Annotated in this window: 17 protein-coding genes; 11 read left to right on the plus strand and 6 right to left on the minus strand. The window is 73.8% G+C overall.

The genetic code is table 11. The features are described from left to right. Positions 1-316 precede the first annotated feature (316 nt). Positions 317-520 (minus strand): cold-shock protein, encoded by a 204-nt coding sequence (locus FNX44_RS14065; protein ID WP_143648563.1) that lies wholly within the window; start codon positions 518-520, stop codon positions 317-319. A gap of 446 nt (positions 521-966) precedes the next feature. On the opposite strand from FNX44_RS14065, the gene FNX44_RS14070 reads away from it, so the two are divergent. Beyond that, a complete protein-coding gene (locus FNX44_RS14070) occupies positions 967-1,305 on the plus strand; it encodes a MerR family transcriptional regulator (protein WP_143648564.1) in 339 nt (112 codons plus the stop codon). A 91-nt stretch (positions 1,306-1,396) separates the two neighbouring features. Here FNX44_RS14070 and FNX44_RS14075 read toward each other — a convergent pair whose 3' ends face one another. Together FNX44_RS14075 and FNX44_RS14080 are read right to left on the minus strand one after the other, a co-directional pair. Next, the gene (locus FNX44_RS14075; RefSeq protein WP_143648565.1) at positions 1,397-2,518 is read right to left on the minus strand and encodes an NAD(P)H-dependent flavin oxidoreductase; all 1,122 of its coding nucleotides are present in this window, start codon (positions 2,516-2,518) and stop codon (positions 1,397-1,399) included. After that, positions 2,515-3,204: a flavodoxin family protein gene (locus FNX44_RS14080; protein ID WP_143648566.1), complete on the minus strand. Its 690-nt coding sequence runs from the start codon at positions 3,202-3,204 to the stop codon at positions 2,515-2,517. Before FNX44_RS14080 ends, FNX44_RS14075 begins: the two co-directional genes overlap by 4 nt. 146 nt (positions 3,205-3,350) lie before the next feature. On the opposite strand from FNX44_RS14080, the gene FNX44_RS14085 reads away from it, so the two are divergent. After that, positions 3,351-3,950 carry a TetR/AcrR family transcriptional regulator gene (locus FNX44_RS14085; protein WP_143648567.1) on the plus strand — a complete coding sequence of 200 codons (600 nt, stop codon included), beginning with the start codon at positions 3,351-3,353 and terminating at the stop codon, positions 3,948-3,950. A 68-nt stretch (positions 3,951-4,018) separates the two neighbouring features. Further along, a complete protein-coding gene (locus FNX44_RS14090) occupies positions 4,019-4,531 on the plus strand; it encodes a GNAT family N-acetyltransferase (protein WP_143648568.1) in 513 nt (170 codons plus the stop codon). A gap of 30 nt (positions 4,532-4,561) precedes the next feature. On the opposite strand, the gene FNX44_RS14095 is transcribed toward FNX44_RS14090, so the two are convergent. The 3 genes from FNX44_RS14095 to FNX44_RS14105 all read right to left on the minus strand — a co-directional run bounded on the left by FNX44_RS14095 (position 4,562) and on the right by FNX44_RS14105 (position 7,317). Beyond that, a complete protein-coding gene (locus tag FNX44_RS14095; RefSeq protein ID WP_173019190.1) occupies positions 4,562-4,837 on the minus strand; it encodes a hypothetical protein in 276 nt (91 codons plus the stop codon). 164 nt (positions 4,838-5,001) lie between these two features. Then, positions 5,002-6,741, minus strand: a complete 1,740-nt coding sequence (locus FNX44_RS14100; RefSeq protein ID WP_143648570.1) for a bis-aminopropyl spermidine synthase family protein — start codon at positions 6,739-6,741, stop codon at positions 5,002-5,004. 39 nt (positions 6,742-6,780) lie between these two features. Beyond that, complete coding sequence (locus FNX44_RS14105; protein WP_323369340.1) at positions 6,781-7,317, minus strand: potassium channel family protein; 537 nt, start codon at positions 7,315-7,317, stop codon at positions 6,781-6,783. 161 nt (positions 7,318-7,478) lie between these two features. Between FNX44_RS14105 and FNX44_RS14110 the strand changes: the two genes are divergently transcribed. The 8 genes from FNX44_RS14110 to FNX44_RS14145 all read left to right on the plus strand — a co-directional run. Then, positions 7,479-7,901 carry a DUF7144 family membrane protein gene (locus tag FNX44_RS14110; RefSeq protein WP_143648571.1) on the plus strand — a complete coding sequence of 141 codons (423 nt, stop codon included), beginning with the start codon at positions 7,479-7,481 and terminating at the stop codon, positions 7,899-7,901. Positions 7,902-8,009: 108 nt separating this feature from the next. Next, entirely contained in the window at positions 8,010-9,431 is a 1,422-nt protein-coding gene (locus FNX44_RS14115; RefSeq protein ID WP_143648572.1) for an FAD-dependent oxidoreductase, read from the plus strand. 201 nt (positions 9,432-9,632) lie between these two features. Further along, entirely contained in the window at positions 9,633-11,189 is a 1,557-nt protein-coding gene (locus FNX44_RS14120; protein ID WP_143648573.1) for an ATP-binding protein, read from the plus strand. After that, positions 11,186-11,620, plus strand: coding sequence for a roadblock/LC7 domain-containing protein (locus tag FNX44_RS14125; RefSeq protein WP_143648574.1), 435 nt, complete (start codon positions 11,186-11,188; stop codon positions 11,618-11,620). The genes FNX44_RS14120 and FNX44_RS14125 overlap by 4 nt, the downstream gene beginning before the upstream one ends. Before the next feature lie 38 nt (positions 11,621-11,658). Beyond that, entirely contained in the window at positions 11,659-11,973 is a 315-nt protein-coding gene (locus FNX44_RS14130) for a DUF742 domain-containing protein (RefSeq protein ID WP_153507266.1), read from the plus strand. Beyond that, positions 11,951-12,625 carry a GTP-binding protein gene (locus FNX44_RS14135; RefSeq protein WP_143648576.1) on the plus strand — a complete coding sequence of 225 codons (675 nt, stop codon included), beginning with the start codon at positions 11,951-11,953 and terminating at the stop codon, positions 12,623-12,625. Before FNX44_RS14130 ends, FNX44_RS14135 begins: the two co-directional genes overlap by 23 nt. Continuing rightward, positions 12,622-13,860, plus strand: a complete 1,239-nt coding sequence (locus tag FNX44_RS14140) for a cytochrome P450 (RefSeq protein WP_143648577.1) — start codon at positions 12,622-12,624, stop codon at positions 13,858-13,860. The genes FNX44_RS14135 and FNX44_RS14140 overlap by 4 nt, the downstream gene beginning before the upstream one ends. Next, a partial coding sequence (locus FNX44_RS14145) for a cytochrome P450 (protein WP_143648578.1) occupies positions 13,839-14,644 on the plus strand: 806 nt, incomplete at its 3' end. The genes FNX44_RS14140 and FNX44_RS14145, both read left to right, overlap by 22 nt.

Consider the following 14,644-nt stretch of genomic DNA (forward strand, 5'->3'; position numbering starts at 1 on the left):
GGGGCGGTGGAGCCGGCACGCGGCGCGGACTGTCGTCCGCCGCGTCGGGAACTGCGAGCCATGGGTGGCCTTCCTCGCCGGGAGGCCGGGCGTTCCGGGCGGAACACCGGGCGAAGCCGGGCGGTACGGGCGTCGGGCGCGGCGAGGTCTCGCCCGGCGCCCGGCGCACTGCGGGTACGCGCCGGGCGGGACCGTTCCCGGTGCCGGCCGCCTGGCGGCGGCCGGTGGCGCGTGACGGGAACGGCGCCGGGGCCCGCACCCAAGGTGCGGGCCCCGGCGGCGTCAGAACGCTGTCGTTCGTCGGCGTGGTGACCGATCAGGCGGGAACGATGTTCTCCGCCTGCGGGCCCTTCTGGCCCTGGGTCACGTCGAAGGACACCTTCTGGCCCTCCTGCAGCTCACGGTAGCCGGTCGACGCGATGTTCGAGTAGTGCGCGAACACGTCGGCGCCGCCGCCGTCCTGCTGGATGAAGCCGAAGCCCTTTTCGGCGTTGAACCACTTCACGGTTCCGGTGGCCATGTCTTCTCCTTCTGGGGATTCTGCAGACCCGCACCTCGCGGGTCCCGCGTCGCCGCGATGATTGCCCCGTCCGGAAGACCGGCAACACAAGAGTGCTCCGCCGACCGCTGGTCGACGGGGCACCTGAAGTCTGGGAACCACAACTGCAACTGCCATCGACAGTAGCACGGCCGATTGGCGGCGGCGCGGAATTCCCGAGACTCCGCCGACACTCCGCCTCCTCGTCGTTTTGTCGTACGGAAAACGCTCGCGGCGGCGGACGCGGAAATCCGCCGCCGCGACTTCTGCTTTTTCTCCGGATGTCTGGCACATCGGAAGCGGAAAATCTACACCGGCTGGAATAGACATTTGTCAGCGACGACGGCTAGGGTTCGTCACACAGGGCGGCATACTTCCGCGCGCGCCCGCGCGACGGCGTCCCCGCCCGCACAGGACGAAGGGCCCGTATGGCCGCAGAAGCGCGACGCACCGCCGCCGACCGGCTCGACGACGACGACTACCCCGCCTACAGCATGGGGCGCGCCGCCGAACTCATCGGCAGCACACCGGCGTTCCTGCGCGCACTGGGCGAGGCCCGGCTGATCACCCCGCTGCGCTCCGAGGGCGGGCACCGCCGCTACTCCCGCTACCAGCTGCGCATCGCGGCCCGCGCCCGGGAACTGGTCGACCAGGGCACCCCGATCGACGCCGCGTGCCGGATCATCATCCTCGAGGACCAGCTCGAGGAAGCCCAGCGCCTGAACGAGCAACTGCGCGACAGGACCTCCGACTCCTCCGGCGACTGACGCCCTCCCTCCCCCTCCCGCCTTCACGACGCCCGCGTCCGGAAGCCCCGGGGCGCGTGCCCGCGCGGGCTTCCGGACGCCGCAACGGCGGTCAGGCACCGACGGGGCGACCGTCGGGCAGGCCGTCGGGTAGACCGTCGGGCAGGCCGCCCGGTAGGCCGTCGGCGAGTGTGGCCAGGTAGTCGGCGGCGGTGACGCCGTGCTGGGCGAGGGCCGCGGCCTGGCCCGACCACAGGTTGAGCCGCTCGGCGCGGCCCTGCTCGACGGCCGCCGCGCGGACCGGCCGCATCAGCGCGTTCTGCACGGGGTACGGCGGCACCGCGTCCTCGTGTGCCGCCAGCTCGGTCACCAGCTCGTTGACGATGCCCCGGGCGGGACGGCCGGAGAACAGCCTGGTCAGCACGGTGTGACGGGCGGACGGGTCGGCCAGCGCGTACCGGTGCGGAGCGGCCGCGGCCGATTCGCGGGTCGCCAGGAAGCCGGTGCCGACCTGGACGGCGTCGGCGCCCAGCGCGAACGCGGCCGCCACTCCCCTGGCGTCCGCGACGCCCCCGGCCGCGACGACCGGCACCGAGACCGCGTCGACGATCTGCGGCACGAGGGAGAACGTGCCGACCAGCGACTCGCGGACCGGCCGCAGGAAGGACCCGCGGTGTCCGCCCGCGTCACTGCCCGAGGCGACCACGGCGTCCGCTCCGGCCTCTTCCAGGGCCACGGCCTCGTCGACGGTGGTGGCCGTGCCGATGAGGATGATGCCGCGCCGCCGCGCCTCGACGACGGCGCGCGACGGCGGCGGGCCCATGACCAGACTGATCGCCGGCGGGGCCGCCGCCAGCAGGGCGTCCAACTGGTCGGCGAAGCGCGGCCGTGGGCCGAGTTCGGCGGGTTCCGGCGGCGCGACGCCCAGCTCGTCGTAGTAGGGCCGCAGCCGTTCCACGTGCCGGGCGAGTTCGCGCGGGTCGGGCCGGTGCTCCTCACCCGGCTGCGGGACCCACAGGTTGACCGCGAACGCCCGATCGGTCGCGCGGCGCAGCTCGGCCACCAGCTCGGTGATGGCCCGCGGTGTCTTCATGTGCGCGCCGTAGGAGCCGAGGCCGCCGGCCCGGGAGACGGCGGAGGTCAGCGCGACGGAGGACAGTCCGCCGCCGAACGGTCCCTGGATTATGGGAAGTTCTATGTCGAGCAGGTCACCGAGACGTCCGGGGCCGGTCATGCCGCCCGGCCTTCCCGGACGGCCCGCCCTTCCTCGACGGCCCGGCCTTCCCCGACGGCCCGCCCCTCCTCGACGGCCTGCCCCAGGCGCTCGGCCGCCTCACGGCCGTGGACGTACCGGAGTGCGGTGCGCGCGACGCGCTCCCCGAGGTGGCGGGCGGTGGCGAGGTCCGCGGCGCCGGGAGCGTCGTCGGGGCCGAGGTCGGAGGGGGACTGCGCCATCGCGCCGACAAAGGCGCCCAGCCGGTTGAGGTCGTCGGGGCTGCCGTCGCTGGAGTAGATCCAGCCGGGCTTCAGCCCGAGGGAGACCCAGTGCATGCCGTGCTGGGCGGCGAAGACGCTCAGCGCCAGCAGCGCGTTGTCCTTGTTGCCGTTCGCGCCGGCCGAGTTGGTGAAGCCGGCTGCCAGCTTGTCCTGCCAGCCGCGCGCCGCCCACACCGGGGCGCTCGCCTCGGCGAACTGCTGGAATCCGGCCGACGTGGCGCCCATGTAGGTCGGCGAGCCGAAGACGATCGCGTCGGCGGCGTCCAGGGTCCGCCAGAGGGCGGAGTCGAGTGCGGTGGCGTCGAGCAGTTCGGCCCGGACGTCCGGGACGGCGGCGGCGCCGTCCCGGACGGCCGCGGCCTGTCGTGCGGTGTGGCCGTAGCCACTGTGGTGGACGACGGCCACCAGGACGGGTGCGGACATGGAGCCTCCCGAGTGCGGGGCGGGCAGGTCGCCCGCCGCTCGAGACGAGACTGTAGACGACCGGTCAACTATTAGCCAGCCGATGCGCCCGCCCGCCCGCGCGGAACCCATCGGCGTGATAGTTGACCGCCCGTATACTCGGCGGCATGGGACGCACCAGCACCGCGCGCGAACGGCTCCTGGCGGCCACCGACGACCTCATGCGGCACCGCGGCTACACGAGCCTGGGAGTCGCCGAGATCTGCGCCGCGGCCGAGGTGCGGAAGGGCAGCTTCTACCACTTCTTCGACTCCAAGCAGGCCCTCACCCTGGAGGTCGTCGACGGCTACTGGACCGCCCAGCGCGAGCAGTGGCACGCCGCACTGACCGGGGACGGGCCCGCGCTCGGCCGGCTGCGCCGACTGCTGGAGGGCATGGCGGCCGTCCAGCGGGACACCAGACGCGACTCGGGGACCGTCGCCGGGTGCCTGCTCGGCAATCTCGCCCTCGAACTGAGCACCCAGGAGCCGGAGGTCCGCGCCCGGCTGGAGCGGATCTTCGACGAACAGGTCGAACTCGTCGCCACCACCCTGCGGGAGGCGGCCGAGGCCGGGGCCGTGCCGCACGAGCGCGCCACGGCGGACACCGCCCGCGCCGTGATCGCCCAGCTCGAAGGGCTGGTGCTGTTCGCCAAGCTCAAGAACGACCCGTCGGTGCTGGACGGGCTGTGGCCTCACACGCTGCTGCTGGTCGACGGTCGGGAGTGAGCCGGGGCCCGCCCGACGACCAGTCAAATCCGGCCGCCCGTGGCGGTTTCGCGACGTAACGTGGTGCCATGCCCGAACTCGAGCGACTCCGCCGCGACCACGCCGCCGCCCTGCTCACCTTCGAACGGGAGAACCGCGCCTACTTCGCGGCGACCGTCCCGGATCGCGGGGACGACTACTTCGCCGAGTTCGACGCCCGCCACGAGGCGCTGCTCACCGAACAGGACTGCGGCCTGCACCACTTCCACGTGATCGTCACCGGCGACGGCGACATCCTGGGCCGGGTGAACCTCGTCGACGTGACGCCGGACGGCCCGGACCGCTCGGCCGAGCTCGGCTTCCGCGTCGGCCGCGCCGCCGCCGGGCGCGGCCTGGCCACCCGGGCGGTCCGCCGGGTCTGCGAACTGGCGGCCGGGGACTACGGGCTGACGTCCCTACGGGCCGCCGCGACGCTGGACAACGTCGCCTCCCGCACGGTGCTCGAACGCACCGGTTTCACCGTCACCGGCGAGACGACGCTGATGGACCAGCCAGCGCTCACCTACACCCGCCCGCTGAAACCGGCCGCCGTCGAGCGGTAGGGCGCGGCGGCGACGGTGCCGCGGCGGCGCTCAGCCGAGGGCGCCGGCGGCTCCGGCCGCGCCGCCCACCGCGCCCGTGGCGCCGCCGACCATTCCCCCGCCGTACCGCGTCGCGCCGGACAGGCCCGTGCCGCCGGCGGTGGCCAGACCGTCGGCGGCGAGGTCGGCCAGCCCCGGCGCAGGGCCGGAGGCCCGCTCGCCGTCGGCCGCCTGGGCGGCGCCGCCCGCGCCCACCGCGAACGCGGCGGAGGCCGCCGCCACAGCCACCATTCGGACAACGGACCGGCCCGCGTGACCAGCGCTCACAGTGACTCTCCTCGGCTCACGACAACGGACGACCACCGGGTGAACGCCCGGGCCCGCCGTAAGGTCACGCGCCCCGCGCACGCTCTCCGCGGTACGGCACCGCGCCGGCGAGGACGGCGCGACGTGAGGACCGCGCGACAGGCGGGCCGAGTCCGTCCGGGGCGTCAGGGTCGGGCGACGGTCTCGACCGTGGCGGGGGCCAACTCGGCGAGCAGGGTGTGGAGACGGTGGCGGGGCAGGTCGACGAGCCGGGCGTCGAGCAGTGCCGGTCGGCCGACGGCGCCGCGTACCGCCTCCCGGGCCTGGTTCTTGGTCGGCCTGGGCGCGCCGGTCACGTCGGCCAGCCGGATCAGTCCGTCGCGCCAGACGTTGCCGAGCTTGCCGTGGGCCCGGTGCAGCAACCAGTGCGCCAGCCACTCCGCGGGGTCCGCCGGCCCGCCGGAGTCATCGGCCCCGGCGGGGAGGGCGGTCGCCTCGACGAGCGCGTGGCCGCGGTCCGGCAGGTTGCGGCGGAAGCGGAGTCGGTACTTGGCGGCGAGCAGCGCGTGCAGCGCCTGCTGCGAGGACTCGTCCGCGATGTCGGGATGGTTGTTGGGCACGACCACGACCACCTGCGCCGCGTTGGTCGAAAGCAGGACGCGCGGCAGCCAACTCCCCGGGTCCTCCGCGAGGTTGACGGCGACCGCGAATCGACCGCGCCGGGTGTGCGCCGGGGGCAGACCGCCGGCGAGCAGCGTGCCGACGCCGAGTCGTCCCTTGACGTCCCCGGCGCCGTCCGGCCAGCCCGGGCCGACCAGCGCGCTGACCGGGTGCGCGGCGGTGTCGAGGACCCGGCGGGCGGCGTCCTCGTCGAGCTCGGTGGCCCCGGCGGCCTCCATCGAGCGGGCGCCGTGGGTGTAGATGTTTCCGGCGGCGTCCCGGACGGCGTGGTCCAGGGTTCGCCAGGTCCTGGCGGTGGGCCGGCAGACGTACCAGTCGGCGGCGCTGCCGACGGCCTGCGCGCCGTGGTAGCGGTTGAAGTGCGGCCAGATCGCCTCGTACGCCAGGTGCAGGCCCTGCACCGCCTGCTGGCTCTTCAGGCCGAGGGCGGGCTGGCGGGAGCTGAAGCCGTAGGCCATGACCAGTCGGCCGTGTTCCCGGTCGCGCAGGCCCTCGGCGCCGCGGGCGAGGAAGAGCCGCAGCCCGTCGGGGGTGTACGGCGGGTCGGTGACGACGAGGTCGGCGGTGCCGGCGACCGTCGGCGGCAGACCGAGCCGCAGGTCGGTGTGGAGGCAGCGCACGTCGAGGTCGAGCCCGTCGGCGGCGGTGTCGACGAACTCCAGCACCCGCTCGTCGATGTCGACGACGGTGACGGCGAGTTCGGGCCGCAGGCAGGCGGTGGCCAGCGAGGTCAGGTCGTGGTCGCCGACGCACAGCAGTCGGGCGCCGGCGAGGTCGAAGGTCGCGTCCAGCCACAGGGCGCGGCGGACGACGGTCTCGGCGGTGGCGGAGACGTGGTCGAGGTCGCGGTCGGAGCCGGGCGCGCCGCGGATGAGGCCGGCCATCCGTTCGACCAGCGGGGCCTGTTCGGCGAGCCGGGCGGCGAACGGGTCGGTCAGGGCGGTCGCGGCGAGCTGACCGAGGCGGAACCGCTCCCGGTACGCGTCGGCCCGCTCGGGGCGCAGGGCGTGACCGCCGTCTGCGTTCTCCGTCAGGTCGGAGCCGAGCGCGGACAGCATCTCCTCCACCGTCCGCCGGGGCAGGGCGGTGGCGCGGACCAGCGAGGCGAGGTCGTGCGGGGTGCCGTCCAGCGTGGCGAGCAGTTCGCGCAGCGGCCGGGCGTGTGCGCCGTAGCCCGCCACGAGGTCGGCGACCCGCTCGATCGGCGGCTGGTCGGTGAGCTGGGAGGATTCTGCGGCGGTCACCCGGCCACAGTAGCCCAGCGGGCGTGCCGTCCCGCGAGGTCAGCTCCGGGGTCGGCTTCGGGGTGTGCTGTCGAAGGCGGCGTTCACGGCCCCCACGAGCACCTTGGCGGCGACACCGACGAGCAGCAGCCCGAACGCCATCTGGAGCATGGCCGCGATCCTGGCCGGCTGGCTGACGGCGGCGATGTCGCCGTAGCCGACGGTGGCGAACGTGGTGAGGGCGAAGTAGAGCGCGTCGGTACGGGTGAGCGGCTCGGTGAAGGCCGCCGTGTCGGCGTCGGAGAGCATGAAGTAGCCGGCGGCGAAGAGCAGCAGGAAGAGGGTGACCACGGCGGTAAACGCCTGGACGGCCCGCAGCCGCGGCCGATCGGCGCGGGTGACGGCCCGGACCTCCCAGACGAACAGCGCCGTCACCCCGACCAGCCCGCACAGCAGCGCCAGGGCCACGTAGCCCTCGAAGTCGTCGTCGAGCGGCAGCAGGTAGTACACCAGCAGCAGGGCGACGGCGATGAGCAGCGGGCGCAGCGCGGCGCGGGCGGTGACGCGGGGTGGGCTTGGACGGTGCTCTTCGGCCACGGTCGGCAGCCTGCCGGGTGCGGCGGTCGGGTGCGAGCACCGCCGCGCCGGTGTCGCGTGGCGATCATGGCGATGACGACGCACGATGGTCTGGACCGTTACCGCTGGACGCCGCCGGGCGAACGCCCGCGCGGTCCCTCCACGGGAATCGAGGTTCGACCATGACCTCCAAGACCGACTCCCACCACGAGAGCACGGCCGCCCAGGACTTCGCCGGCGGTGTGGTGCTGTTCGCCGCGGTGATGCTGCTGATCACCGGCGTCTTCGACATCCTGCGCGGGGTGATGGCCATCGCCAAGGACGACGTCTTCGTCGTGGCCCCGGAGTACGTCTTCGAGATGGACCTGACCGGTTGGGGCTGGATCCACCTCGTGCTGGGCGTGCTGGCGGTGCTCATCTCCTTCGGGCTGATGAAGCTGTCGCTGTGGGCCCGGATGGGGGGAATCGCCATCGCCGCGCTGATCATCGTGGCGAACTTCCTGTCGCTGCCGTACTACCCGGTCTGGGCCGTGGTGTCGATCGCCTTCGGCGCGCTGGTGATCTGGGGCCTGGCGACGGCCCACCCGGACTCGCTCACCGGCTGACCCGGAGCACCGGGCCGGGGGAGGTTACGGACGGCCGTGGGCGGGGCAGGGAGAGCCGACCGGCCCCGGGCGATCCGCCCGGGGCGCAGCCGCGTGGAAGGGGATCCGATGCCGCCCACGGAACGTCTGGTGATCGTCGGCGGCGACGCGGCGGGCATGTCGGCCGCCGCCCAGGCCCGGCGGCTGCGCGGGCCGGACGAGCTGGAGATCGTCGCGTTCGAGCGGGGCGCGCACACCTCGTACTCCGCGTGCGGCATCCCGTACTGGGTGTCGGACACCGTCTCCGGGCCCGACGCGCTGGTGGCCAGGAGCCCGGCGGAGCACCGCGCGCGGGGCGTCGACGTGCGGACGCGCACCGAGGTCGTCGAACTCGACCTGCCCGGCCGCCGGGTCCGCACCCGCGCCGCCGGCGAGCGGGACGGCTCCGGCGGCGGGGAGGCGCGGGAGTCCTGGACGTCCTACGACCGGCTGGTGCTGGCCACCGGCGCCCGGCCGATCCGCCCCGACCTGCCCGGCGCCGACGCCCCGGGGGTGCACTGCGTGCAGACGCTGGGCGACGGGGAGGCGCTGCTGCGCACGCTCGCCGAGGTCGAACGCCGCCCGGAGCCCCGGCACGCGGTGGTCGTGGGCGCCGGCTACATCGGTGTGGAGATGGCCGAGGCGCTGGCCCTGCGCGGCTACCGGGTGACGGTGCTGGACAAGGCGGATCAGCCGATGACCACCCTCGACCCGGACATGGGCGAGCTGGTCCGCGACGCGATGGCGGGCATGGGCATCAACACCGTCACCGGCGCGGGCATGACGGGTGTGGAGACCGGCGAGGACGGTCTGCCCCGCGCGGTGCTCACCGAGGACGACCGCCATCCGGCCGACGTGGTCGTCCTCGGCCTCGGTGTGCGGCCCGAGACGACGCTGGCCGCGGCGGCGGGGCTGCCGCTCGGCGCGTCGGGCGGCCTGCTGACCGACCTGGGCATGCGAGTCCGCGGCCGCACCGACGTGTGGGCGGGCGGGGACTGCGTCGAGGTGCTGAACCTCGTCTCCGGCCAACCCGGGCACGTGCCGCTGGGCACCCACGCGAACAAGCACGGGCAGGTGATCGGCACCAACGCGGCGGGCGGCTACGCCACCTTCCCCGGCGTCGTGGGCACGGCCGTGAGCCGGGTGTGCGATCTGGAGATCGCCCGCACCGGGCTGCTGGAGGCCCAGGCACGGGAGGCCGGGCTGCGGTTCGTCACGACGAGTGTCACCGCCACCAGCCGCTCCGGCTACTTCCCCGGCGCCCGGCCGATGACGGTGAAGATGCTCGCCGAGCGGCGCACCGGGCGGCTGCTGGGGGTGCAGATCGTCGGTCGGGAGGGCGCGGCGAAGCGGGTGGACGTGGCGGCGGTCGCGCTGACGGCGAAGTTGACGGTGGAGCAGATGACCTCGCTCGACCTCGGCTACGCGCCACCGTTCTCCCCGGTGTGGGACCCGGTGCTGGCCGCCGCCCGCAAGGCCGCCGCGGCGGTGCGGGAGGCGGGCCCCGACTGACGGTGAGCGAAACTGGCCGTACTCGCCGGTATGTGACGGAAAAGAAGCTCACTCGCCTGACAAGCCGACCGAGAAATGTTTGTCCTCGGTGTGGACGCGGTGCAGATCCTATGGTGATGTGATCACTTCACCACGCTGAGCGAGCCGCGCGTCGCTATGGTGGCCGCCCGCCGCCGCTACCTGACTTCCGAGGAACGCTGGATGACGCACATACCGGAGTGGCTGCCGTTCCTGGTGGCCACGCTGACAACCGGCGGGCTGCTCGCCGTCGGCCGTCTGCTCCAGCGGACCAGAAGGACCCTGCGGGCGGTCGGCGCCGAACGGGACACGGCGGCGGCGGCACGCCGGAACGCGGAGTCGGAACGCGACGCGGCGGTGCGCAGGTCGGCGGAACTCGACGCCGCCGGCGCCGAACTCCTCGCCGAGACCCGGCACCTCGTCGAGGAGCGGATGCCCCGGCTGGTCACCCACCTCGCCCACCAGCACGTCGCCGTCCCCGGGCTCAAGCACCCGGCCCTGGCCGGCCAGGAGGTCGACCGGCTCCACCGCGCCGCGCTCGAACGGCTGTCCGCGGCGGTCGTCGCCGAGCGGGACCGGGTCGACCAGGCGGCTCAGGCGGTGATGCGCGGGGCGACCACCGTCATCCAGGCGCAGAGCTACCGGCTCCAGTCCCGGATCGAGCGGATGCAGCACCGGTACGACAACGCCGACCTCGCCGCCGACCTGCTGGAACTCGACCTCCTCAACGAGCAGAACCTGCGCCGGGTACAGGCCGCCGGCGTCCTCTGCGGGGCGACCCCCGGACTGACCCGCTCCGACTCCCACCTCGGTGACGTCGTCGTGGGCGCGCAGTCCCGGGTTCCCGGCTACCACCGCGTCCAGGTCACCAGCCAACTCGACATGCCCGTGGCGGTGGTCGCCCGGGCCGTCGAGCCGATCGCCGTCACCGTCTCCGAACTGCTCGCCAACGCCGTACACCACTCGCACGGCACCCTCTCCGTGGACGTCAGCCTGCACCAGGCGGAGTCCGGGGCGTGCGTCGTCATCGACGACGCGGGCGTCGGCATGCACCGGGACGAGATCGAGTTCGCCACCCGCATGCTCTCCGGGCAGCACCCGCTGCTGCTCTCCGAACTCGGCGACCCGCCCCGGTCCGGCTTCGCGACGATCGGCCGGCTGGTGCGCCAGCACGGCTTCTCGGTGTCCGTCGACAAGCCGGCGCCGTACGGCGGGGTGCGCGCGGTGGTGTTCATCCCCGGGCACCTGCTGACCGTGCTCGACCAGGAGACCCGGCCGATGTCCGCGATGGCACCGCCGGTCGACCGCCGTCCCGTGGCGGAGCCGCGCCCCTCCGCCGCCCTGGACGCACCCGCCGCCCTGGCCGAGCCCGCCGCCCTCGACGCACCAGCCGCCCTGGCCGAGCCCGCCGCCGCGGGCGAACCGGGCGCCCCGGGTCCGGTGGCGTCCCCGGCCGAGGACCCCGCCGTCTCGCTCCCCCGACGCCGCCGCCGTCGCCCGGCGGCACCGAACCGGGTGGACCACGCGAACCCGACGAACCACGTGAACCACGCGAATCCGACGAACCAGGGGACCCAGGTGGACAAGCTGGACCAGGTGGACCAGGCAGCGGCGCCCGAAGGCGCGGCGGAACCCGAGAACCCCGAGGACACCCGCGCGACCTGGGCCGCCTTCCAGTCGGGCACCGCGTCCGGTCGGGCGGCAGCCGAGCACGACCCCGCGAACGGAGCAGCCGAATGACCGTCCACAAGCGTCCCGTGAACCCGCTGAACCGGGACATGTCCTGGGTGCTGGAACCGCTGCTGGTCCTGCCCGGCGTGGTGCACGCGCTGGTCCTGTCGTCCGACGGCATGGTGCAGGGCGCCTCGCCCGGGCTCAGCCGGGAGGCGAGCGAGGGCGCGTCCGCGATGATGTCGGCGCTTCAGGGCGCGGGACGCGCGGTGGCGGCGTCGTTCTCCGGCGACCAGGAGGCCAAGCTGCGCCAGGTGGTGGTGGAGACCGACGCCGGCTTTGTGTTCGCGATCCCGGCCGGGTCGCACAGCGTTCTCGCGGTGTTCGCCAACCGGAGCGTGGCCATCGGCGTCGTCGCCCACCACATGCAGATCCAGGTCGCCACGCTGGGCCGGAAGGTGATGGACCCCGAGCCCCGCGTGCCGGACGCCCGACCGTGAGCGGCCGCCGCTCCGAACGACGTCTGGTACCCGCCTACATGGCGACCGGCGGCCGGGCCGCGCCGAGCCGCAACACCTTCGACCGGCTGACGCTCCTCAGCGCGGCCGGCGGCCCGTTGCCGGGGCGGCTGGCGCCCGCTCAGCGCCGGCTCGCCGAACTTGTCAACGGGGGACCGCTGTCACTCGCCGAGGCAGCGGCGTACCTGGTCCTGCCGGTGAGCGTGGTGCGGGTGCTGGTGGCCGACCTCGTCGACCTCGGCGTCCTGCACGCCCGCGCTCCCGTGCCCAGGGCCGAGCAGCACGACCCGCGACTCCTGGAGAGGGTGCTCAGTGGACTCCGCGCCATCCGATAACGCCGCCACCTACCTCGGCAGCAACACGCAGACCCTGGTGAAGGTCCTGGTGGCCGGGCCGTTCGGGGTCGGCAAGACGACCTTCATCCGGGCGCTGTCGGAGACCGCGCCGCTGCACACCGAGGAGACGATGACCCAGGCGAGCGCCTCGGTCGACAGTCTGATCGGTGTCCGCGACAAGGTCACCACCACGGTCGCCATGGACTTCGGCCGCCGTACGCTCACCGACGACCTGGTGCTCTACCTGTTCGGGACGCCCGGCCAGCGGCGCTTCAAGCCGCTGTGGGAGGACGTCTCGCGGGGCGCGCTCGGTGCCCTCGTGTTGGTGGACACCCGTCGGCTGGGCGACTCCTTCGAGGTCATCGACCTGATCGAGGAGAGCGGCATGCCCTACGCGGTCGCCGTCAACACCTTCGACGACGCGCCCCGGCACGAGCCGGAGGTGCTGCGCGACCACCTCGACCTCGATCCGCGCACACCGCTTGTGACCTGCGACGCCCGCGACGCCGGTTCGGCCGTGGACGCGCTGATCGCCCTCGTCACCCATCTGCTCACGGACCCACCGGACGCCGCCCCCGAAGCCGTCCCGGACGCCGCCCCCGAGGCCGGGCTTCCAAGCGGCACCGCGACGGCCGGGGACGGTGGCCGATGACGTACTACACCCCGCAGGCCGTCCCGCTCCACGGACCGGAGTACGCCGCCGACCCGCACGCCGTGTACGACCGGCTGCGGCAGTACGGGCCGGTGGCGCCGGTCGAGATCTCCCCGGGGGTGACCGCCTATCTGGTCGTCGGCTACCGCGCCGCGCTGGACCTGCTGCGGGACACCGAGACCTGGTCGAAGGACTCGCGCGCCTGGCAGCAGACCGTGCCGCCGGACTGCCCGGTGCTGCCGATGCTGGGTTGGCGGCCGAACGTCCTGTTCAACGACGGCGACGTGCACGCCAGGTACCGCTCGGTGATCACGGACAGCTTCTCGCTCGTCGAGCCGCACGAGCTGCGCGCGCGGACCGTCCGGGCGGCGGACGAGCTCATCCGGGAGTTCGCCGGCACCGGCGAGGCGGACCTCGTCGCCCAGTACGCGAGACCGCTGCCGCTGCTGCTTTTCAACGCGCTGTTCGGGATGCCGGAGCACGACAGCCCGCGGCTGGTCGCCGCGCTCGCCGGCATGCTGGAGGCCCGTAGCCCCGAGGAGGCGACGGCGGCAGGAGCGGAGTTCGAGCGGTACGTGCTCGAACTCGTCGCGCTCAAGCAGCGGGAGCCCGGCGACGACCTGGCGAGCTGGTTCATGGAGCACCCGGCCGGTCTGGAGCCGGAGGAGGTCGTCCACCAGATCGTCCTCACCATGGGCGCCGGCCACGAGCCGACCTCGAACCTCATCTCCAACGCGCTCTCCCGGATGCTCTCCAACCCGGACTACTACGGCACGCTGACCAGCGGCGCGCGCACCGCGCTCGACGCGGTCGGCGACGTGCTTCGGCACGAGCCGCCGCTGGCGAACTACTCGGCGCACTTCCCCCGGCACAACGTGCGCTTCCACGGCACCTGGATCCACGCGAACCAGCTTGTGCTCGTCTCCTACGCCGCCGCCAACTCCGCCCCGGACGGCCTGCCGCCCGACGTGGACAGGGCGGACGGCGGCGCCCATCTGGCCTGGTCCGCCGGGCCGCACTCCTGCCCGGTGAAGCAACCGGCGCTGCTGATCGCGACCACCGCGATCGAGCGCCTGACCGGCCACCTGTGCGACCTCGAACTCACCGTGCCGCGCGAGCGGCTGAGTTGGCGGCCGGGCCCGTTCCACCGGGCGCTCTCCCAGCTCCCCGCCCGATTCAGTCCCGTCAGCCCCGACCAGGCAGGAGTCACCCCGTGGACCACCGCGAGCCCGTAACCCTCGACCCGGCGGGACATGAACCGTTCGCCGAGGCCGCCCGCCTCCGCGCCGAGGGCCCGGCCGTCCGCGTGACCCTGCCGGGTGACGTCACCGCCTGGTACGTCACCCGCCACGAGCTGCTGCGCGACCTGCTCGTGGACGACCGCGTGTCCAAGGACCCCAACCTGCACTGGCCCGAGTGGATCAACGGCCGGCACCAGGACGGTTGGCTGCGCAACTGGATCGGCGTGACCAACATGCTCACCGCCTACGGCCCGGACCACCGGCGGCTGCGCAAGCTCGTCTCGCCCGCCTTCACCGCCCGCCGCACCGCCGCGATGCGGCCTCGGGTGGAGCGCGTCACCCGGGAGCTGCTGGACGACCTCGCCGCCCTCCCGCCCGGTGAGACCGTGGACCTGCGCGCCCGTTACGCCCATCCGCTGCCGATGCGGGTGATCTGCGAGCTGTTCGGCGTGCCCGAGGAGCACCGCCCGGAGGTGGCCCGGGTGATCGACCGCCTGATGGACACCACCATCACGCCGGCGGAGGCGATGGCCACCTACCAGGACGCCCAGAAGGCGCTCGCCGAACTGGTGGAACTCAAGCGGAGCTCCCCCGCCGACGACATGACAAGCGTGCTGGTGGCGGGCCGCGACGAGGACGACGCGGCACTGGGCGAACAGGAGCTGCTGGACACCCTGCTGCTCATCATCGGCGCCGGCCACGAGACGACCGTGAACCTGATCGGCAACGCGGTGCACGCCCTGCTCACCCACCCCGACCAGTTCGCACTGCTGCGGGC

The organism is Streptomyces alkaliterrae (assembly GCF_007097205.2).
Classification (GTDB): domain Bacteria; phylum Actinomycetota; class Actinomycetes; order Streptomycetales; family Streptomycetaceae; genus Streptomyces; species Streptomyces alkaliterrae.